At 71.4% G+C, this 19135-nt stretch carries 21 protein-coding genes and 1 pseudogene; 20 read left to right on the top strand and 2 right to left on the bottom strand.

Going from position 1 to position 19135, the window contains the following annotated elements; genetic code table 11:
* Positions 1-156 precede the first annotated feature (156 nt).
* A pseudogene (locus LCD33_RS08685) lies at positions 157-1755 on the top strand (DUF4118 domain-containing protein); the annotation flags it as partial.
* Positions 1752-2432: a response regulator gene (locus tag LCD33_RS08680; protein ID WP_224958751.1), complete on the top strand. Its 681-nt coding sequence runs from the start codon at positions 1752-1754 to the stop codon at positions 2430-2432. The pseudogene LCD33_RS08685 and the gene LCD33_RS08680, both read left to right, overlap by 4 nt.
* Here LCD33_RS08680 and LCD33_RS08675 read toward each other — a convergent pair.
* Positions 2414-2686 carry a hypothetical protein gene (locus LCD33_RS08675; RefSeq protein ID WP_224958753.1) on the bottom strand — a complete coding sequence of 91 codons (273 nt, stop codon included), beginning with the start codon at positions 2684-2686 and terminating at the stop codon, positions 2414-2416. The two genes, LCD33_RS08680 and LCD33_RS08675, sit on opposite strands and share 19 nt — an antisense overlap.
* 143 nt (positions 2687-2829) lie before the next feature.
* On the opposite strand from LCD33_RS08675, the gene LCD33_RS08670 reads away from it, so the two are divergent.
* From LCD33_RS08670 to LCD33_RS08595, 16 genes are all read left to right on the top strand, one after another.
* Positions 2830-3705, top strand: coding sequence for a helix-turn-helix transcriptional regulator (locus LCD33_RS08670; protein WP_224958754.1), 876 nt, complete (start codon positions 2830-2832; stop codon positions 3703-3705).
* Positions 3702-3902: a DUF397 domain-containing protein gene (locus LCD33_RS08665; RefSeq protein ID WP_224958756.1), complete on the top strand. Its 201-nt coding sequence runs from the start codon at positions 3702-3704 to the stop codon at positions 3900-3902. The genes LCD33_RS08670 and LCD33_RS08665 overlap by 4 nt, the downstream gene beginning before the upstream one ends.
* 90 nt (positions 3903-3992) lie before the next feature.
* A complete protein-coding gene (locus LCD33_RS08660; RefSeq protein WP_224967673.1) occupies positions 3993-4343 on the top strand; it encodes a DUF397 domain-containing protein in 351 nt (116 codons plus the stop codon).
* A 616-nt stretch (positions 4344-4959) separates the two neighbouring features.
* Positions 4960-5301 carry an SseB family protein gene (locus LCD33_RS08655; RefSeq protein WP_224967675.1) on the top strand — a complete coding sequence of 114 codons (342 nt, stop codon included), beginning with the start codon at positions 4960-4962 and terminating at the stop codon, positions 5299-5301.
* Complete coding sequence (locus tag LCD33_RS08650) at positions 5294-5851, top strand: hypothetical protein (RefSeq protein WP_224958764.1); 558 nt, start codon at positions 5294-5296, stop codon at positions 5849-5851. The genes LCD33_RS08655 and LCD33_RS08650 overlap by 8 nt, the downstream gene beginning before the upstream one ends.
* Positions 5851-7221: a putative T7SS-secreted protein gene (locus tag LCD33_RS08645; protein WP_224958765.1), complete on the top strand. Its 1371-nt coding sequence runs from the start codon at positions 5851-5853 to the stop codon at positions 7219-7221. The genes LCD33_RS08650 and LCD33_RS08645 overlap by 1 nt, the downstream gene beginning before the upstream one ends.
* 6 nt (positions 7222-7227) lie before the next feature.
* Complete coding sequence (locus LCD33_RS08640) at positions 7228-8379, top strand: hypothetical protein (protein WP_224958766.1); 1152 nt, start codon at positions 7228-7230, stop codon at positions 8377-8379.
* Positions 8380-8566: 187 nt separating this feature from the next.
* Entirely contained in the window at positions 8567-9610 is a 1044-nt protein-coding gene (locus LCD33_RS08635; RefSeq protein ID WP_224958767.1) for a hypothetical protein, read from the top strand.
* A 67-nt stretch (positions 9611-9677) separates the two neighbouring features.
* Complete coding sequence (locus LCD33_RS08630; protein ID WP_224958768.1) at positions 9678-10181, top strand: hypothetical protein; 504 nt, start codon at positions 9678-9680, stop codon at positions 10179-10181.
* Between the two features lie 110 nt (positions 10182-10291).
* Positions 10292-11047, top strand: coding sequence for a DUF3558 domain-containing protein (locus LCD33_RS08625; RefSeq protein ID WP_308011251.1), 756 nt, complete (start codon positions 10292-10294; stop codon positions 11045-11047).
* 92 nt (positions 11048-11139) lie between these two features.
* Positions 11140-11505, top strand: a complete 366-nt coding sequence (locus LCD33_RS08620) for a PE domain-containing protein (protein ID WP_224958769.1) — start codon at positions 11140-11142, stop codon at positions 11503-11505.
* Complete coding sequence (locus LCD33_RS08615; protein ID WP_224977704.1) at positions 11502-12122, top strand: DUF3558 domain-containing protein; 621 nt, start codon at positions 11502-11504, stop codon at positions 12120-12122. The genes LCD33_RS08620 and LCD33_RS08615 overlap by 4 nt, the downstream gene beginning before the upstream one ends.
* A gap of 24 nt (positions 12123-12146) precedes the next feature.
* Positions 12147-13418 (top strand): hypothetical protein, encoded by a 1272-nt coding sequence (locus LCD33_RS08610; protein ID WP_224967684.1) that lies wholly within the window; start codon positions 12147-12149, stop codon positions 13416-13418.
* A 2-nt stretch (positions 13419-13420) separates the two neighbouring features.
* Positions 13421-14224, top strand: coding sequence for an ESX secretion-associated protein EspG (locus tag LCD33_RS08605; RefSeq protein WP_224967700.1), 804 nt, complete (start codon positions 13421-13423; stop codon positions 14222-14224).
* A gap of 189 nt (positions 14225-14413) precedes the next feature.
* Entirely contained in the window at positions 14414-15781 is a 1368-nt protein-coding gene (locus tag LCD33_RS08600; RefSeq protein WP_224967686.1) for a sugar porter family MFS transporter, read from the top strand.
* Positions 15778-16407, top strand: coding sequence for a nucleoside/nucleotide kinase family protein (locus tag LCD33_RS08595; RefSeq protein ID WP_224958774.1), 630 nt, complete (start codon positions 15778-15780; stop codon positions 16405-16407). Before LCD33_RS08600 ends, LCD33_RS08595 begins: the two co-directional genes overlap by 4 nt.
* A gap of 334 nt (positions 16408-16741) precedes the next feature.
* Here the strand turns inward: LCD33_RS08595 and LCD33_RS08590 are convergent, their stop codons facing one another.
* The gene (locus LCD33_RS08590) at positions 16742-17632 is read right to left on the bottom strand and encodes an NBR1-Ig-like domain-containing protein (protein WP_224967688.1); all 891 of its coding nucleotides are present in this window, start codon (positions 17630-17632) and stop codon (positions 16742-16744) included.
* Between the two features lie 236 nt (positions 17633-17868).
* Between LCD33_RS08590 and LCD33_RS08585 the strand changes: the two genes are divergently transcribed.
* Both LCD33_RS08585 and LCD33_RS08580 read left to right on the top strand, forming a co-directional pair.
* Positions 17869-18276: a hypothetical protein gene (locus tag LCD33_RS08585; protein WP_224958776.1), complete on the top strand. Its 408-nt coding sequence runs from the start codon at positions 17869-17871 to the stop codon at positions 18274-18276.
* A 510-nt stretch (positions 18277-18786) separates the two neighbouring features.
* A complete protein-coding gene (locus LCD33_RS08580; protein WP_374108132.1) occupies positions 18787-19092 on the top strand; it encodes an acylphosphatase in 306 nt (101 codons plus the stop codon).
* Positions 19093-19135: the final 43 nt, after the last annotated feature.

The raw sequence follows: 19135 nt of genomic DNA, 5'->3' as shown, positions 1-19135 counted from the left end.
CAAGCGCTCCGCGTCGAACCGCTCACCGCTCCCCGCCGGCCGCTCCACCCGAGCGGGGGGGCGGGGGGCCCCCCCCCCCCGGCCCCCCGGCCCGCGGGGGGGGGGGGGGGGGCCCCCCCCGCGGGCCCCCCCCCCCCCCCCGGGGGCGGCCCCCACGACGTGCCGGAGGCGCTGCTGGAGTTCGCCCGCGGCGTCGACGCCACGCAGCTGGTGATCGGCACCTCGCGGCGCTCCCGGTGGGCGCGGCTGACCGCCGAGGGCATCGGCTCCACGGTGGTGCAGCGCTCCGGCACGATCGACGTGCACATGGTCACGCACGGGATGGCGGGCGCGCGCCCGTTCCGCCGTGCCGCGAAGAACCCGCTGTCCCGCACCCGCCGCGGCTGGGGCTGGGTGCTGGCGTGCACGTTGCCGCCGCTGGTGACGCTGGTCAGCGCGCTGCTCGGCGACTTCGAGCTGTCCACCGACGTGGTCGGCTACTTCCTGGCGACCGTGGTGGTGGCGCTGGTCGGCGGGGTGGCGCCGTCGGTGGCGGCGGCGCTGCTGGCGGGCGGGCTGCTGAACTTCTTCTTCACCGAACCGCGGCATTCGCTGGCCGTCAGTTCCCCGGAGACGCTGGTGACGGTGCTCGGCATGGTAGGCGTCGGGGTGATGGTGGCGGTGGTGGTGGACCGGGCGGCGCGGCTCGCGGAGCGGGCGGCCCGGGCGCGCACCGAGGCGGCGCTGCTGGCGTCCTACGCGCGGACGGTGCTGGCGCACCCCGATCCGCTGCCGCGGCTGCTGGAGAAGCTGGTGGAGAACTTCGGGCTGTCCTCGGCGGCGCTGCTGGAGCGCGGGCCGGACGGCTGGCGCATCGCGGCGTCCCTCGGCACCACGCCCTGCGCCCGGCCCGACCAGTCCGATGTGGACATCGAGGTGACCGCGGACGTGCACCTGGCGCTGCGCCGCCCTGACGGCCGGGCGCTGCCCGCCGACGACCGCACGGTGCTGGAAGCCGCCGCGGGCCAGGCGCTGGTGGCGCTGCGCCAGCAGCGGATGGCCGCCGACGCCGCCGAAGCCCAGCGGGAAGCGGACGCGAACCGGCTGCGCACCGCGCTGCTGTCCGCCGTCGGCCACGACCTGCGCACGCCGCTGGCGTCCATCAAGGCCTCGGTGAGCAGCCTGCGGTTGCCCGGCGTGCAGCTGTCCGAGCAGGACGTCGCCGAACTGCTCGCCGGGGTGGAGGAATCCGCCGACCGGCTCGCGGACCTGGTGGACAACCTGCTGGACTCGTCCCGGCTGGCGACCGGCGCGATCGTGCCGCGGCTGCGCCCCGTCGGCTACGACCAGGCCGTCGCGGGCGCCCTGGCCGGATTGGACGGGCGGGAGCGGGTCGAGGTGGACACCGACGAGTCGCTGCCCGCGGTGCTCGCCGACGTCGGACTGCTGGAACGGGTGATCGCGAACGTGGTGCAGAACGCGCTGAAGTACGGCGGAGACCGGGTCGGCGTGCGCGCCAGCGAACACGCCCGGTGGGTGGAGCTGCGCATCGTCGACCACGGCCCCGGCCTGCCCGAAGGCGCCGCGGACACCGTGTTCGCCCCGTTCGAGCGACTCGGCGGGCACGCCGACACCGGCCCGCCCGGGGTCGGTCTCGGGCTGAGCGTCGCGCAAGGTTTCATGCAGGCCATGCACGGCACGATCCGCGCCGAGGACACCCCCGGCGGCGGGCTGACCATGGTGCTGGCGCTGCCGGTGGCGACGGAGGGGCGATGACGAAGGTCCTGGTGGTGGACGACGAACCACAGCTGCTGCGCGCGCTGCGGATCAACCTCACCGCGCACGGCTACGAGGTGGCGGTCGCGCCGGACGGCATGACGGCGCTGCGGGTGGCGGCCGAAGCGCGGCCGGACGCGGTCGTGCTGGACCTCGGCCTGCCCGACCTCGACGGGGTGGAGGTGATCGCCGGGCTGCGCGGCTGGACCACGCTGCCGATCATCGTGCTGTCCGCGCGCACCGAATCCACCGACAAGGTGCACGCCCTCGACGCCGGCGCCGACGACTACGTGACGAAACCGTTCGGCATGGACGAACTGCTGGCCCGGCTGCGCGCCGCGGTCCGCCGCTCCCGGTCCGCCGTCGCCGAGGACGAACCGGTGGTGCGCACCGACGCGTTCGAAGTGGACCTGGCGGCGAAGAAGGTGTTGCGCGCCGGCGCCGAAGTGCACCTGACGCCCACCGAATGGGGCATGCTGGAAGTGCTGGTGCGCAACCGCGGCAAGCTCGTCGCGCAACGGCGGCTGCTGCAGGAGGTGTGGGGACCCGCTTACGCCGACGAGTTCCACTACCTGCGGGTGTACATCGCGCAGCTGCGCCGCAAGCTGGAGGACGACCCCAGCCGCCCCCGCCACCTCATCACCGAGGCGGGCATGGGTTACCGCTTCGAGGGCTGAGCGTCCGGCCGGGCTTCCCGCCGGGCCAGGTCCTCCGCCGCGAGCACCGCGGCCTCGTCCAGCGCCCGCCGGAACACCGCGATCTCGCTGCCGCGCAACCGGAAGTAGCCCTGGAGCTCGGGCCCGAACACCTCCACGTCACCGGCCGCGACGCCGACGGTGCAGAGCGCGAGCTCTGCATCGTCGTCGCTGCACCGGCACAGCCATTCGCGCTGCGGGCTCTCGGAACCGAACCGCGCGATCTTCTCGTCCATCACTGCCTCCTGGGGTTGTGGATCACGCTTTCAAGAATTGCGTGAACGCAAGAAGGTGCGCAATTACGCGATCGAGTGATCGCGAAAGCTGATCATTCCTGCCAGGCTGAGGGCACATTCCTCGCAACGACAGGAGATCGTTGATGCCTCGCCGCCCCGGACCGTCCGCCCGGTCCCGTCGTCTGGCGCAGACCCTGCGCAAGATTCGGGCCGAGAAGGGCGTCAGCGCCGCTGAAGTCGGCAAGGAGCTCGGCATGTCCGGTAGCAAGATCAACCGGATCGAGACCTGCGAGATCGGCATCTACCTGGACGACCTGGAGAAGCTGCTCGACTTCCACCAGGTGACGCAGCAGCGCCGCGTCGAACTCCTCGACATCGCGCGCCACGCGGAACAGCGCAGCTGGTTGCGCACGCGCAACGCGCACTTCCCGGCGGACTGGCAGACCTGGAGCGACTTCGAGGACGAAGCGACGGGGTTACGGTACTACGACCCGATGGTCATTCCTGGTCTGCTGCAGACGTCGGAATACGCCAGAGCGGTTATCGCGGGTACCAGCGACGGCCTCAGTGTCGACCAAATCGAAGAGCGGGTGGCGAGCCGCACGGCGCGGCGTGCGCTGTTGTCGCGGCCGGAGCCGCTGCACTTGCATGTGCTGATCGAAGAAGCGGCTTTGGCTAGGCCGTTCGGTGATAGGGGCTGCCTCGTTCGGCAGCTTCATCATTTGGCCGAGGAAGCCTCGCGGCCGAACGTGACGGTCCAGATCGTGCCTACGAGTGCAGGTCTGCATCCTGGCGCTGCGGGCGCGTTCATCATCGTGGAGTACGACGGTGAATTGAGCTTGATCTGGCTTGAGCTGATTGCTTCGTCTCTGATTCTCGAAGAGGACGAGCAGCTCGATGCATACCGGCTCGCTTGGGAGAAGCTCAGTGGCTGTGCGCTGGCTCCAGACGAGTCCGTGGCTCAGTTGCGCCAGATGGCTGTTCAGGCTGAGCAGGGCAGTGACATGCTTCGGACATGAAACTTTCTCGGTTTGACGAGGTTGTTTGGCGAAAATCCAGCCGCAGTGCGAGCAAGGCCAACTGCGTCGAGGTCGCGCTGGGCGGCCAGATCGTCGGCGTCCGCGATTCGAAGGACCCGGGTGGTCCGGTGCTGGCGGTGTCCGGCGAGCGGTGGGCCGATTTCCTCGCTGCGGTGGGAGATTCACGCCCTCGGTGATGGTGCTTCCGGGTGGGATTCCCGGTGGTTCGCTGCTCCGGCGGCGGGGCGACGCTGGGCAGAGGGCCGATGCGCTGCCACGCTCATTCCATGGGCAGTCCTGGATCGGGTGACGGTTGGCGCGAGTCCTCGCGCAGCGCGACCACCGCGAACTGCGTCGAGATCGCCTTCGGTTGGCGCAAGTCGACCCGCAGCAACAGCACGGCGAACTGCGTCGAGATCGCGTTCGGTTGGCGCAAGTCGACCCGCAGCAACAGCTCCGCGAACTGCGTCGAGGTTGGCTGGCGGAAGTCCAGCCGGAGTGCCAGCACGGCGAACTGCGTCGAGGTGGCCGCCGACGGCCCGGTGGTGGCGGTCCGAGATTCGAAGTCCCCCGACGCCGGTCTCCTCGTGTTCGCCGCGCACCACTGGATCCGCTTCCTGGCTTCCCTCCGCACCTGACGCCGCGGGCGCGTTCCCCGTTCGGCCCGCACGAACGGTCCGTTGGGCCGATCGGACGCGCCCGAATGAGCCGTTCACCTCGCCGGATTCGCGGGTTCTGCGAGGTTGATCGAATCGGGTACGCGGTCGTCGGCGCGCTGTTAGCGTTCCGAGCCGTTGCCCGCTGATCAACAGCGGGCCGCGGAGCTCGGAAGGAAGTGCGGGATGAACCTGCGGCTCCAGTGCTGGGGGGTGCTGGATGCGTGAAGTGGTGCGGCTGTCCGGAGATCTGGGCCTGCCACCTCCGGAACCGGACCGGTCCTGGCCGCCAGAGCCGGAATCGGCGCGGACGCCGGAACCTGCGTGGTCGGATTCGGGAGAGGACGCGGAACCGGTGCGTTCGCCGGTGCCGGAACGATCGGAACCGGCACGAACCCCGGAACCGGCGGGAACTCCGGAGCCGACGCGAACCCCGGAGCCGACGCGAATCGCGGAACCGGCGGGAACTCCGGAACCGGCGGGAACCGCGGAACCAACGGGAACCCCGGAACCGACCCGAGCGGCCCTGCCGGACCCGGAGCCGAGCGCGGCTCCGACGCCGGATCCCGAGCGATCGGCACCGCCCGAGCCGGAACCGGTGCTGGTGCTCGCGGCGCGCCGCTGGCAGGACGCGGGGGGTCCTCCGGATCCGACGCTGCTGCTGGCGACTTTGGGCCGGTCGACCCTGCACCTGCCCGCGGAGGCTTCGACGCTGCTGCTCGGCGGCCGCGAGTGGCTGCCGGTGTTCTCGACGCGGCAGCGCGCCGCGGACTACGCGGGAGCGGCGGGCTTGGCGGGCGCGGACGGCACCGTGGACGTGGTGGCGCTGCCCGCGAAGCGGCTGTTCGAGCACTACCTGCCGCCGGACGTCGGCGTCGTCGTCGATTCCGGCGAGCAGTACCGGCTGGTGCTGGCGGCGGCGGAGGTGCGCGATGCCTGACGACGGTTTCGGCCTCGACCCGGCCGCGCTGGAAGCGGTGATCGCCGGGCACGAGAAGACGGTGCGGGCGCTGTCCGACCTGATACCCGGCGGCGGGTACGTCGCCGATGCGGGATCGGCCGCCGGACTGCACTCGATGGCGTTCAGCGCCGGTGATCTGGGCGAGCACTCCGAGGTGCAGAACGCGCTCGCGTTCTTCTGCCTCCGCTGGGAGCACGGCTTGGGCAGCCTGCTGCGCACCGGTCAGGAGCTGGCCGACCAGCTCACCGACGTCCTGAAGGAGTACCGCGGCCAGGACGACGAGATCTCCGGCCTGTTCAAGGAGATCCTCATGACCGTCGTCTCGCCGGACCAGCAGAAGGTCGCCGGTGCCCGCGAGATGAGCTGGGGCGAACTGGCGCAGGCCGGCAGGCCCGACTACGGCGGCTGGGGCGAGGAGTTCGGCGAGGTCGGCGAGTCCGTGGGCCAGGCCGCCGACGACGCGTGGACGGCCGGGGTCACCGGTTCGAGGCTGCTGACTCCGGGCCTGCCGCAGGAAGGTGATCGCTGATGGCGGCGGAACTCGGCGACACCGACGACCCCACCGAGCTCGTGCCCGGCGATGTCGCGGGCACCAAGGACAAGGCGGACACGTTCCGCCGCATCGCCGACGGCCTCGCCGCGGTGCAGCGCATCGACTCCGAACACGCCTGGAGCGGTGCGGCCGCCGAGGCGTACCGGAAGACGGTGCGCGACGAGCAGCAGCGCTGGGACGTCGCGGCCGCGGCGTTCGGGAAGGCGGCGACGGCGCTCGTCGAGCACGCGGAAGCGCTGCGCACCGCGCAGGACGCGGCGGCCCGCGCGATCGAACTGCACCGCCAAGGCGAGCAGGAGACCGCCCGCGCGGAGAAGGACCACGCGGCGCAGGTGGCAGCGGCCGGGCCTACCGACCAGGTCGCGCCGTTCCAGGACCCCGGCGCGGCCAAGACCACCGAAGCGCGGGCCCTGCTGAACGTAGCCAGGAGCAAGTTCGGCACGTCCGGCGTCGCCACCGCCGAAGCGCTCAAGGCGGCGGCCGAGAGCGCTCCGGAAGCCTCCCTCCTGGAACGGATGATGGATGCGTTCCGCAACAGCGGCGGTGCCCTTTTCGAAGCGGGCAAGAGCTACGTGGGCGGGGGCTTCGGCGCGCTGGGTGAGATGGCGATGGGCGGTCTCGGCCTGGTCGCGAAACCCCTGCACCTGATCACCGACCCGGCCGCGACGATCTCCTCCGGGTTCGCGGCCGGAGCAGGCGTCGTGCACATGGTCACCACCAAGGAGGGCTGGGGCCAGACCATCGGCTCCCTCGACGAGTGGAAGAAGGACCCGGCGGCGGCCTTGGGCAAGGCCGGCGCCAACATCGCCGCCACCGTCGCGGGCGGCGGTGCGGGCGCGGCCTCCAAGGCCGGTCTCGCCGCCCGCGTCGCCAAGGTCGCCAAGCACGCACCCGAGCCGGAACTCCCCAAGGCACCGCCCCGCCCCACCCACGACGCCGAGGGCTACACCCTCCCCGCCGAAGAAGAACTCCAACGCGCCCGCGAAAAAGCCGCCCAACCCGAACCGGAACCCGAACCGGACCCGCCGGCGGAGAAGGAAGAGCCCCGTCCCCGACGCGGGTACGACTGGACGGACGACTACGTTCTCGACTACGAAAATCCGGACTGGGAAACATCCGACGCGATCCAGGACTACGACACGCCGGATACGCGCGGTGGGCGACCCGGTCAAGGTGAATGGGTTCCGCTCACCGACTCGAAACGGCTGGAGATCGAGGCCGCCCTGAAGCGAGGGCAAGAAGAGGAAAGCCGCCTCGAACAGCTGGATTCCCCGCAACTGCAAGCGCAGCGGGCCGAGAACATGCGGAACGCTGAGGCTCTCCGGAACAACGGTTACAGGCGGTAAGGATCGATGCACGAGCAAGCGCAAGGCGCGGAGAACACCCGGAGCATCCACGTCGCCGGGCCGTTGCCGGACGATCCGGACGCGATGACGATCCAGCGGGCCGAATTGAGCTGGTTCCTCGCGGACGACGGCCGGGTCCAGATGACGATGGTGGGACCGCCACCGGACAGCGACATCACGGTCAAGGCGCCCGACGTGTTCGCGGCGCTGCTGGCGATCCGCGAGATGCTGCACGACGACGGCTGGCGGGTGCTGGTGAACGCGGCTCGGAGGGAGGCGTGGGGTGGAACTCCGGAGCATCCGTGCGGTCTCGCGCAGGTCCGGATCTACCCCAGCCTGACCGGGCCGCCCGCCGCCGATCCGGTCGATGCGTTGGACATGCCGGACGATCCGGCCCTGGTCCGCAGCGGTTCGGTGATCGAGCAGACGCTCTGGCACAAGGAATGGGCGGGCACCATCCCGCCGGACGGGCTCACCTGGACGGAATTCGAACGCCGTTCCGGACGATCCGGAGCAGGCGCGGCGGCGAGAAGTGGAGGGGAGCGGGACGAGCGCGAACAGCGGACGATCGCGGCCACTGCACCGGAACTCACCCACTCCGAACCGGTGCCCTTGATCGGACCTTCGCCGGACGGCTCGAAGCGCTCGGAAATGCACCGAGGCGTCGCGGAGTGGGGGCGGCGGCCGGAAGGCGGCGTGCACCTGCGACTGCGCGGACCGTTCGGCCGGATCGACGGCCACGGCCCCGATGTGTTCACGACGCTGCAGGACCTGCGGCAGGAGCTGCTCGCCGAGGACTGGGGAGTGTTGGTCAACGGCGCGCTCTTCGGCGCGTGGCGAAGCACCCCGCAGCATCCCTGCGGGCTTGCGCACATCCGGATCTACCCCAGCCTCACCGGACCTCCGCTGACCGAGCAGCTCGACGCGTTGGGCACACCGCCGGGAAGATTCGCGGAAATGCCGTGGTCGATGCCCGTGGAGCAAGTCGCATGGCAGCACGAGTGGGCGGGCACCACACCGGCCGGACGGCGGACGTGGACCGAGCGCGACCGCGACATCCGCGCGAGGAAGAACACCCCGTACGCGCCTGACGTCGCGCAGCGGTATTACGCGGTCCACCTCAACTCTGGCCACGGCCTAGCGTCGAATCGCGTGTGACCGATGGCGAACCGATCGAGGAAGACGACGTGATGGGTCCCCCGGGCGGTCGGCTGCGCCCTTGCCGGTGCACGGCCCGACGCCGCCGACCCCGAACGCCCGGAGTTCCACCGGGTTCTCGGGACCTCCCGGAACAGGTGAAGAAGGTGGCTGAACTGCGCCGCTGGTTTGATGAGCAGGGAGCGAGATGACCGCGGAAACCGGTGCTGCGGTGAACAAGAACGGGTTTTCGGCGCGTGAAGTGGACGTGTTCGGGCCGGTCGACGGTGACCCCGCGGAGATGGACTTCCAACCTGCGGTGGCCACCTGGTCCCGCACCTCCGATGGCCAGGTCGGACTTGAGCTGTCCGGCCCGTTCGGCGCGCACCACGCGGTGGAGCCGAACCTGTTCAAAGCCCTCATGCTGGTGCGCGCAGAGTTGCAGGAACTGAAGTGGCAGGTGGTCGTCAACGCCGCCCGCCGCGACGCTTGGGGGCCGACCGAGGAACACCCTTGCGCAGTGGATGAGGTGCGGATCTACCCCGACCTGGCAGGCCCGCCGACCACGGAGCCGCTCGACGCGCTCGGTCCGCCGACCGAGCTGGGCGAGCGCGGAATGCTCGTGACCGAGCAGATCTTGTGGCGGGAGGAGTGGGCGGGCCTGACGCGGCCGGGCAAGATGAACTGGACCGAGTTCGACCGCTCCATGCGCGAGATGAGCGCGACGCGGAAGCAGGAGGCCGCCGAGGCCGCGGTTCCAGAACTCCCCCATTCCGAGCCCATTTTCCTCGCCGGTCCGTCACCGGAAGACCCGACGAAGCAGGCGCTGCAGGAGGGCGTCGCGGAGTGGGGCCGCCGCGCGGAGGGCGGCGTTCACCTGCGGGTGCGCGCTCCCGGGGTCCAGTTCGACGACCACGGTGCCGATCTGCTCGCCGCGCTGCAGAACCTGCGGATGGAGTCCTGGCGGCGGCGGTGGGAAGTGCTGGTCAACGGCTCGCTACGCGGGGCGTGGCACGGCACGGAGCAGCACCCCTGCGGCATCGCGCACGTCCGGTTCTACCCCGACCTCACCGGCCCGCCCCTTCCCGAACAGGTCGATGTGCTGGGGACGCCGCCCGGAGATCTGCGCAAGGCGCACTGGGCATCGGTGAGCCAGCAGACCCGGTGGTACCACGACTGGGCTGGCACCACCCCGCCGGCCTGGTGCCAGCCCAAACGCAAGCCGCGGACTGAGGAACAGCAGCCGAGTTGACGACGTCGCGGGAAGAGCACGCGATGAACGGCCCGCACGGCCGTGCGCGGAGGAAGAAGAGGCAACAGTGCAGCACCAGCCCAACGAGCGCGGCGTGTACGTCATCGGCCCGTCACCGGACGATCCGGAGCAGACCGAGATCCAGCAGACCACGGTCAGCTGGTTCAGGACAGCCGATGGGGAAGTGCAGTTGACGTTGGCCGGTCCGACCGGTGGGGAACTCACCGCCACAGGACGTGACGTGTTCACGGCGCTGCTGGTGATTCGAGAGGCACTGCACGATCGTGGCTGGCGGGTGCTGGTGAACGCGGCGCGCAAGGAGGCGTGGGGCGGGACGCCCGAGCATCCCTGCGGACTCGCGCACGTCCGGATCTATCCGACCCTGACCGGCCCGCCCGCCAACGATCCGGTCGATGCGCTCGACATGCCGGATGACCCGGCCCTGGTCGGCAGCGGCTCGGTGATCGAACAGATGCTCTGGCGCGACGAATGGGCGGGCACCACCGAACCCGGGGCGTTGACCTGGACCGACTACGAACGTCGGCGCCAGGAGGCTCGGGCATCCCGGTAGCGACACCTGCCTGACCGGCAGGCGGTCAGCGCGCAGGCGCGCTTCCGAAGGCTTCGTTTGAGGAGATCTCGGCTTCGTTCCGGTCGAGCGAGGCTCAGTTGTAGGAGGACGTGCAGGTGCTTTTCGGTGTCGTTCGTTGGGCCGTGGTGTTCGCGGTGGTCGGGTTTGTCGGGACCGGGTGTGCACTGGGTGGAGATAAGGGCCAGGTGGCAAGCCCTGACATCTCGGCTCCGGCACCCCAGCCCGCTCCGGAACGACCTCGGGAGCTCGCGGTCGTGAACAGGCAGAGCGCGGACATCTGCGGCTTGCTCACCCCGGAGCAGCAGACCCAGGTGGGAGTGGGACGTTCGGGTCCGACGGCTCCCGGAGAAGCACCAGGTTGTGTCTGGCTGAGCGTGCCCGGTGCAGAGCCTGATATCTCGGTCGAGATCGAAGCTTTGAGCAAGGGCATCGAGGGAGCCTATGACCGGTCCGACGAGCCTTTCCCGGACATGGCCGCGTCGTATGCGATCGCAGGAGTTCCCGCCAAGCAGGGGCAGGGGAGCGCGGGGTTGGAGGCGCTCGGATGTCGGGTGGACGTCGATGTGGCGGAAGGCGAGACGCTGGAGGTCTTCTACAGCCCGACCTTGACCGGCACCGTCAGCAACCAGGACATGTGCGCCAGAGCGAAGCAAGCGGCGGAGTTCGCGGTGTCGAACCTGCAGGCGCGGGGCTGCGCGCAGTTCAGGGACGTCGTGATGTGGAAGGTCGTGGGGGCTGGGCCGGGAGGAGTCGGGAACGGGGAGGACGCGACCGGATGCGCTCGACGATCTCGCCTCCGACGATGGTCGGGGCCCGTTCGGGTGGTGGCTGTGCGGTCGGTGTGAAGTTGGTGGAAGTCGGGTCTGGGGTGGAACCGCCGCTGCTACTGTCTGCGTCGCACTGGTGATCAGCAGCCGCGACTAGGGGGTTCCCCGCGATGACCGCACCAGCACCGCCCCCCGCCCCGGGCGGGCCCGGCCAGACCATCACCGTCACCCCGGAGAACGTCCTGGCGGCGCGCCGGGTGATCGGAGAAGCGGCGTCGAGCGCAAAAGACCGGTTGAATCGACTCGCAGAGAACCTGCGTGTCCTTCCTTCAGCCTCAGATGAGGTCAGCGTGGCGGCAGCCCGGGTCTGGAACGCGAATCTTTTGGGAGAGGGAGATTCGCATTACCGGCGTTTGATCGGTTATGTGCAGGGCGTTGAGCAGCTCGGGGAGCAGCTCGAAGAGGTCGCCAGGCAGTACGGCATCGACGAAGAGGAGATCGCCGCCTCGTTCAAGCAGTCGGGGGAGCGCACGTGACGAAGTATGTGACCAGGCGCGGAGTGCGTGTCGCTGTTCTCTCGGGCCTGCTGCCGTTCTTGGTCGGTGGGTGTGCGCTCAATGAAGCCGAACCCGCAGATCCGCAACAAGGACAGGCCGCACCCGATCCGGAGACCGGTCCGGATTTGCCGAACCGCCCCCGGGACCTACCTGTCTCGGGCCTCGATGAGGCTCAGATCTGCAAGTTGATCCAGCCGGAACAGCTGGATCAACTCGGTGTCGGAGGAGGTAACCCGGCCCCGAAGCTCAACGAACAGGACTTCCCTGGATGCTCGTGGCTGAGTGAATCGGGCGCGTCGCCGAGCATCGGTGTCCTCCTCTCGGTCGCACCGATGAGCATCCAAGATCGTCTTGCCGAAACCTCAGGCGGCACTGCGACCACCGATACGCTCGACAGCGGTTTCGGTGCCGTTCGATCGCAGGTCCCCGGTGCTGAAAGCCTAGGGTGCGTCGTCGCGGTCGACGTTGCCGAAGGAGAGACTCTGGAAGCTGGACTCTCCTGGCTCGGGGGCGATGAGCTGACCAACCAGGACATGTGCGCCAAAGCCAAGCAGGCGGCGGAGTTCGCCGTGTCGAACCTGCAGGCGCAGGGCTGAGAGAGCGGAATCCAGGGGGCCGGTGTGGAGGATTTGAACCCGATCAGGAACCTGCGCTTCGAGGGTTTCGACATCCCGGAGCTGCTGGGGTGGATCGGCCGGATCAAGGACGGCCGGGGCACCGAGTCGATGGACCAGGCCGCCTCGGCGCTGCAGCAGTGCGCGCAGATCGTGACGGAGCTGGACGAGACGTTGCGGGTGGAGCTCGGCAAGCTGGAGATCGAGTGGACCGGCAACGCGGGCTCGATCGCGCAAGAGGCGACGAAGCAGCAGTCGGCGGTGATGCAGCAGTCGCAGGATCCGCTGGCGACCTCGGCGACGAGCGTGGAGGCGCAGGGCCGCGGCTACGAGTCGGCGAAGAACACGCTGCCGAACCAGTCGGAGATGCACAACGACAAGTCCGAGAACATCTTCGAGAAGGGCTTGGGCTACTTCGGCTACACCAGCGACTACGACGAAGAGGCCAAGAAGATCGACGGCCGCAAGCAGGTCGCGCAGCAGGCCCTGACGTCGTACCGGGACACCACGGTGTCGCAGGCGGAGAACTTCCAGCCGATGCCGGAGATGCAGCCCGCGGCGGTGTCCGCGCAGTCGGCGACGGCGAGCGGCACCGCGGGCGGCGGGATCGGCGCGTTCGCCACGCCGGGTTCGGCCGGGTCGATGCCGGGCGGCGTCGGCGGCGGCTCGGACCCGGGTGGCGGTGGCGTGATCGGCGGTCGGCCCGGTGGGAGCCCCGGCGGTAGCCCGGGCGGCGTGCCGGGTGGTGGCCGCGCGCCGGGCGGCCGCAGCGGCACCGACGAGGAACCGCACGACGGCGCGGACGGCGGCCCCGGTTCGCGGCCGCACCCCGACGAGGACGGCGGACCGGGCACCGGCCTGGGCGGCGTGCTCGGCATCGGTGCCGGTGGGGCGGCGGTCGCCGGGATCGGCGCGGTCGCGGCGAGCAAGATGCTCGGCGGCAAGGCCGGTGCGCCCGAGGGCAGCGTGCGCGGTGGTTCGGCGGGCGCCGACAAGGGCAAGGGCGGTTCGCTGCGCGGCGGCTCGTCCGGCATCGGCGGCCCGGGGGACACCACGGCCGGGCGCACGGCAGGCGGCTCGGCGACGAGCAAGCCCGCACCGGGTTCGGCGATGGGCCCGGCGGCGACCCGGGGCCAGGGCAAGTCCGACGAGGACGCCGAGCACGAGAACAAGTACTACGAAGAGGAAACCCCGTTCGACGACAACCGCTTGGTGGCCCCGCCGGTGTTCGGCGCGGACCCCGAGCCGGACGCCGATGACCGGAAGAAGCAGGGTTGACGGTGCGTCCCGGAGCCGATGGCGAGCAGATCGTGCTGTCCGCGTTGGAGTTCGACGTGGCGTGCGAGTCGGAGGGGCTGACGGCGCGCAGGCACGCGGTGCTCACGGTGCCCAGCCCCGGAGCCACGCACACCGAGCGCGCCCGGCTGGTCGCGCAGGTGTGGGCGGATCTGCGGGCGCGGCGGCTCGCCGAACCCGGCACGGACCGGCTGGACGAGGACTTCGCGGACCTGCTGGTGCTGCTGGACCGGCCGCAGCTGTCGGTCGACCTGCGGATCTGGGCCCCGGACCGGTCGATCCGGGCGCTGGGCTCGGCGAACGGCGGCGCGGGACTGGTCACGGTCGTCGACGGTGACGTCGTCGAGTTCACGCCGGTGCGGGGGAGCTCGCTGCCCGAAGCCGTCGTGTCCGTCGCCGGGGACGGCCCGCCGGGCGGCGGGCGGCCGGTGAGCGTGCCGAACGACGTGCTGCTGGACGCGAGCGCCCGCGCGGGTCAGGACCTGCGGGTGTTCGAGGACGAGCTGCGCGGGCACGGCGTGGTGGCCGACGACGCCGCGGTCCTGGCGCGGATGGCCGACGGGATGGGCATGCGCGGCCAGTTCGGCGTGGAGCACGTGCGGAGCCGGTCGGCCGCGCCGCGTCGCGCGGACCGCGTCGTCGGGTTCCACGACACACCGGACGGCCGCTACCTGCACAGCGTGCGGGCCAGCGGCGACGGCCGGTTGTGGAGCACGGTCGCGCCCTGCGACAACCAGCGGCTCGCGGAGTACGTGCGCGAGCTGGTCGCGGAGACCGTCGAGGACTGAGCCGGGCGCCCGGAACCGAGGTCTCCCGCACGTCCCGGGAGACCTCGCTCGCGGGCCCGCACCGCCTCCGAGCGGCCCCCGCCGGTTGCCGCACCCCCGCTCGGCACCAACGCTGGTCATCACGACCGCCGTCATCTAGCGTCTCGTCGGCCGAGCGGCGGAAGATCGACCCAGGAGGACGCACCGAGCATGAGCACCGCAGCCACACCCACCCCCGGGGCCGGACGCGGCGCCGTCGTCGGCGCCGCCACCATCGCCGCGCTCGGCGGACTGCTGTTCGGCTACGACACCGGCGTCATCTCCGCCGCGCTGCTCTACATCGCCCCCGCCTTCGGGCTCGGCGACGGCATGCAGGAGGTCGTCGTCGCCTCCCTGCTGCTCGGCGCGATCGCGGGCGCCCTCGGTGGTGGCCGCGTCGTCGACGGCTTCGGCCGCAAGCGCACCCTGCTGCTGGTGTCGGCCGTGTTCACCGCGGGCGCGCTGCTGTCGGCGCTCGCGATGAACGTGACCGTGCTGATCGTGGCGCGCGTGGTGCTGGGCCTCGCCATCGGCGCCAGTTCCCTGGTGGTGCCCACCTACATCGCCGAGATCGCGCCGCCGGCGCTGCGCGGCCGCCTGGTGTCGATGAACCAGCTCATGATCACGATCGGGATCTTCGCGTCCTACCTGGTCGGCTACGCGTTCGCCGCCGACGGCGGGTGGCGCTGGATGCTCGGGCTGGCCGCCGTGCCGTCGCTGCTGATGCTGTTCGGGCTGCTCGGGCTCGGCGAGAGCCCCCGCTGGCTGCTGTCCCGCGGCCGCACCGAGCAGGCCCGCGCCGCGCTGCTGCGCACCCGCACCCCGGAGGAGGCCGAAGCGGAGCTCGCCGAGATCGGCGAGACGATGCGGGAGGAGCGCCGGTTCACCTACCGCGACCTGTTCGGCCCGCGGCTGCGGCCCGCGGTGCTGCTCGGCGTGGCCGTCGCCGCCACCAACCAGCTCGTCGGCGTCAACGCCGTCATCTACTACGCGCCGACCATCCTCAAGCAGGCCGGGCTTGGCGACTCCGCGGCGATCCTCTCCTCGGTGGGCATCGGCGCCACCAACATGGTGTTCACCGCGATCGCCCTGCTGCTCATCGACCGGGTCGGGCGGCGGCCGCTGCTCATCGGCGGCACGAGCGTCGTCATCGTCGTGCTGTTCGGGCTCGGCGCGCTGTACCTGCTGCCGAGCGTGCAGGGGCTCGGGACGCTGCTGACGATCGGGCTGATGCTCTACGAGGCCGCGTTCGCCGCCAGCCTCGGGCTCGCCATCTGGTTGGTCAACAGCGAGGTGTTCCCGACCGCGGTGCGCGGCAAGGCCTCCAGCATCGGGACCGTCACGCACTGGGGCCTGGACTTCGTCATCTCCATCTCGGTGCTCACCCTGATCAACGCGTTCACCGCGACCGGACTGTTCTGGATCTACGGGGTGCTCGGCATCATCGGCCTCACCTACCTCTACCGGAAGTTGCCGGAGACGAAGGGCCGCAGCCTGGAGGACATCGAGACCTCGCTGCGCGGGGAGGCCCGCGCATGAGCACCGTCGCGCTCGACGAACTCGTCCGCCGTGCCCGCGCGCTCGCCGCGGACGGCACCCGGCGCGTCCTCGGCATCACCGGCGCGCCCGGCGCGGGCAAGGGCACCGTCGCCGACGCGGTGCTCGCCGAGCTCGGACCGGCGGCCGTGCTGGTGCCGATGGACGGCTTCCACCTCGCCGAGGCCGAACTGCGCCGGCTGGGCCGCCACGACCGGAAGGGCGCTCCGGACACGTTCGACGCCGCCGGGTACGTGGCGCTGCTTCGCCGGATCCGGGACCAAGGCGGCGAAACGGTGTACGCGCCCGAATTCCACCGCGAGGTCGAAGAATCGTACGCGGGTTCCATCGCGGTCCACCCGGAAACGCCGCTGGTGATCACCGAAGGCAATTACCTGCTGCTGGACTCACCGCCGTGGGACGGGGTTCGGGAACTGCTCGACGAATCGTGGTTCCTCGCCCCGGACGACGGCGAACGCCTTTCCCGGCTCATCGCCCGGCACGTGCGCTACGGCCGTTCCCCGGCGGAGGCGCGGGACTGGGTGCTGCGCAGCGACGAGCGCAACGCCGACCTCGTGTCACCCACCCGGGCGCGGGCCGACCTGCTCGTCACCGGCGACCCGGCGTGAGCCTGTTTTGTCCCGTGGACAATTCGCTTACCTGCGCGGACATTGCTTCCGGCGGTCGCGGCCAATGATCGCTCGACGCGGCCCGCAGCGGCTGGCAACGTAGTCGGTACGGCAGCGGTGGACGACCTTCTGGGGGATCGCCCGCAGGTTGCCGGAGCGATCGCCGCACGTGGGGAACCGGCCGCGGAATTCCGCGACCGGTACGTCTGCGGCGATCACTCGAACCACCGGGAGAGGCGCGGACATGGGGAATCCGAGACCAACCCCTGGGGAATGCGGACGGCGGGTGCCTTCGTCCCGGAATCGCGGGCGGAGGCACCCCCTCCGGAATTGCTCAGGCGGAGCCCGGTGTCACGCGGATGTCGAAGAACACCGGGCGCAGCGCCTGGTCGGGGAAGAACAGGTCGCCGTTCTCGTCGACCATCTTCCAGGCGATCTTGCACTGGCCGGTCTTCTCCCCGGCCACGACCGGAACGGTGATCCGCACCTGCTCGCCGGCCGGGGTGTCCCGGATCCACACGCGCTGCGGCGCGGTGCAGTCGGCGTCTCCGATCCGCTCGCCGGTCTGCTCCAGGTAGCGCCCGGTCCAGGGCACGCGGCCCACGTTCTTGATGTCCCAGGACTTCACGAAGCTCGTCCCCGCCGGGATCGGCGTCTCGTCCGGCACCGTTTCGCCCAGCATCACCGACGCGTCGCCCGGGATGGGGCGCTCCGGGCCGGACAGCAGGTACCAGCCGAGCGCGGCGGCCACCAGCACCACCGCGGCGCCGGTGCCGGCCAGGATCCAGCCGCGGCGGCGCGCCCGGTCGGGCCCGGACTCCGGGTCGGGTTCGGTGGCGGGAGGGTCGCGCCGCACCGCGGGTTCGGGTTCCGCCGCGGACGGCTGCTCCGCGGCGGAGCGGGCGTGCTCCCAGCGGCGGGACCACTCGCGGCGGACCGTCTCGGCGTCCTGCCCGAGCGCGCCGACCGCGAGGCTGCGCACGTACTCCCACGTCGTCTCCCAGGACGGCAGGTCCTGCCCGCGCGCGGCCGAGGACAGCGCCGACTTCGACGCGGCGGCCCCGAAATCGGCGCGCATCCGGTCGTACGACGGGTCGCCGGCGGATTCCTTGAGCTCGCACAACCGGTAGGCGAACGCGGCGACCGGGCCGTCGGCCGGGTCGGGGCGCAGCTGCTTGCGCCCCCGCTTGCCACCGGCAGCGGGGGTCGCCTCTGATTCGCTCATCGTGGGTGCCTCGTGGAGGTGGGTTCGTGCGCGCGAGCAGCCGCGTGCGGCTCGCCCGGCCGGAGCGGTCGGCGCGGCGCGTTCGGGGACGTGCGCTTCGTGTTTAGCACGGCGCGGTCGAACCCTTCCGCCGCAGTGCGCGGGAATGCACCGTTCGACCGCCGGTGCCGGGCGAACGGGGCAACCGCCCCGGCCGAACGGCCGGGACCGGTCAGCCGGTCACGTCCGCCGAGGGGGTGGCCGAGGTCGTCGGCTCCTCCGCGGAGCTGCTGCGGGTGGTCGGTTCCTCGGTGCGCGAGGCGGAGGGACCGGAGGAGCCGCTGGACTCCGTCGGCGGTTGCGTCGTGGGCTCCGAGGTGTCCGGCGGAGACGTCGGCGGGCTCGACGTGGTGGGCGGCGGCTCCGGCTCCGACGTGGTCGGTGGCGGCGGAGGCGGCGGCTTCGGGGTGCCGGTGTCCGGCGGAACCCAGGTCGGGCGCGGCGGTGGCGGCGGTGCGGAACCGTCGTCCGGCGGCTGCGAGGTGCTCGCGGAGGTCTCGCCGGTCTCCTCCACCTCGCTCGACGCGGTGTCGGCGGGGGAGGTGCCCGGCGGCGGGGGCGGTGCCAGCTGCGGTGGTCCCACCGGCCGCGGCACCCCCGGGTAGCCCGTGGTGGTCAGCAGCGTCGTCCCGCTCGGCGAGACCGCGGGGAACTGCTCGGCGGCTTCGCGCTGCTGGTCACCGACGACGACGGCCGCGGAGGCGGCGAAACCGGTGGCCACGACCACTCCGGTCGTCGCCCACAGGGCGAGTCTTCGCGACCGCGTCCCGGTCGGTTCCCCGGCCTGCGCGGCGGGGTCAGGTGCTAAAGGGTCCATCGTGTCCCACTCGTTCAGTCCCGACGGCACGGGCCGGCGCACCCGTGCCGCTGCTACCGGCGGCGTCCGGTTCGGGCGGAAGTCGACGTTCCGGACGTAGCGCGTGGATCTCGCGACACGGTAGCCGCCTGGGCAAGCCCCGTTCGGGCCGGGTTCCGCGCGCGCAGTCGATCACCCGGGCCGTGCGCTGGTGATTCACCGCGAAAATCCACCGTGGGCACACCTTCGGGTGACGTGTGGTCGCGGAGCGTGCGGGGTGCGGTCGGCGCGGCCCCGCGCGGCGGGCATCATGCGAGGTGTGAGCGATCTCGACGACACCTCCGCCACCACCGAGCAGGCCCGGCTGACGGCTTGGGTGCACGGGCACGTGCACGGCGTCGGATTCCGCTGGTGGACCCGGGCCCGCGCCCTCGAACTCGGCCTGGTCGGCAGCGCCACGAACCTGCCCGCCCGCCGCGTCGAAGTGGTCGCCGAAGGTCCGCGGGACGCCTGCGAGCGGCTGTTGGCGGCGCTGCGCTCCGGCGGGACCCCCGGCGAGGTCGAGCACGTCGCCGAGCAGTGGTCCGAGCCGAAGGGCGACCGCACGGGCTTCGTCGAACGCTGACCCGCCCCGCCCGGCCCGGTTCCGCCGGTGGTGAACATCGCGG

This window comes from Saccharopolyspora sp. 7B (genome assembly GCF_020177435.1).
Lineage (GTDB): Bacteria > Actinomycetota > Actinomycetes > Mycobacteriales > Pseudonocardiaceae > Saccharopolyspora_C > Saccharopolyspora_C gregorii.
This window is presented reverse-complemented; position numbering and strand designations above follow the sequence as displayed.

Excerpts from the sequence above, each read along its gene's own strand:
- LCD33_RS08670 (WP_224958754.1), top strand. The coding sequence starts at position 2,830 with ATGCCTCGCCGCCCCGGACCGTCCGCCCGGTCCCGTCGTCTGGCGCAG.
- LCD33_RS08590 (WP_224967688.1), bottom strand. The coding sequence starts at position 17,632 with ATGAGCGAATCAGAGGCGACCCCCGCTGCCGGTGGCAAGCGGGGGCGC.
- LCD33_RS08665 (WP_224958756.1), top strand. The coding sequence starts at position 3,702 with ATGAAACTTTCTCGGTTTGACGAGGTTGTTTGGCGAAAATCCAGCCGC.
- LCD33_RS08635 (WP_224958767.1), top strand. The coding sequence starts at position 8,567 with ATGACCGCGGAAACCGGTGCTGCGGTGAACAAGAACGGGTTTTCGGCG.
- LCD33_RS08660 (WP_224967673.1), top strand. The coding sequence starts at position 3,993 with ATGGGCAGTCCTGGATCGGGTGACGGTTGGCGCGAGTCCTCGCGCAGC.
- LCD33_RS08680 (WP_224958751.1), top strand. The coding sequence starts at position 1,752 with ATGACGAAGGTCCTGGTGGTGGACGACGAACCACAGCTGCTGCGCGCG.
- LCD33_RS08620 (WP_224958769.1), top strand. The coding sequence starts at position 11,140 with ATGACCGCACCAGCACCGCCCCCCGCCCCGGGCGGGCCCGGCCAGACC.
- LCD33_RS08645 (WP_224958765.1), top strand. The coding sequence starts at position 5,851 with ATGGCGGCGGAACTCGGCGACACCGACGACCCCACCGAGCTCGTGCCC.
- LCD33_RS08650 (WP_224958764.1), top strand. The coding sequence starts at position 5,294 with ATGCCTGACGACGGTTTCGGCCTCGACCCGGCCGCGCTGGAAGCGGTG.
- LCD33_RS08675 (WP_224958753.1), bottom strand. The coding sequence starts at position 2,686 with ATGGACGAGAAGATCGCGCGGTTCGGTTCCGAGAGCCCGCAGCGCGAA.
- LCD33_RS08640 (WP_224958766.1), top strand. The coding sequence starts at position 7,228 with ATGCACGAGCAAGCGCAAGGCGCGGAGAACACCCGGAGCATCCACGTC.
- LCD33_RS08600 (WP_224967686.1), top strand. The coding sequence starts at position 14,414 with ATGAGCACCGCAGCCACACCCACCCCCGGGGCCGGACGCGGCGCCGTC.
- LCD33_RS08595 (WP_224958774.1), top strand. The coding sequence starts at position 15,778 with ATGAGCACCGTCGCGCTCGACGAACTCGTCCGCCGTGCCCGCGCGCTC.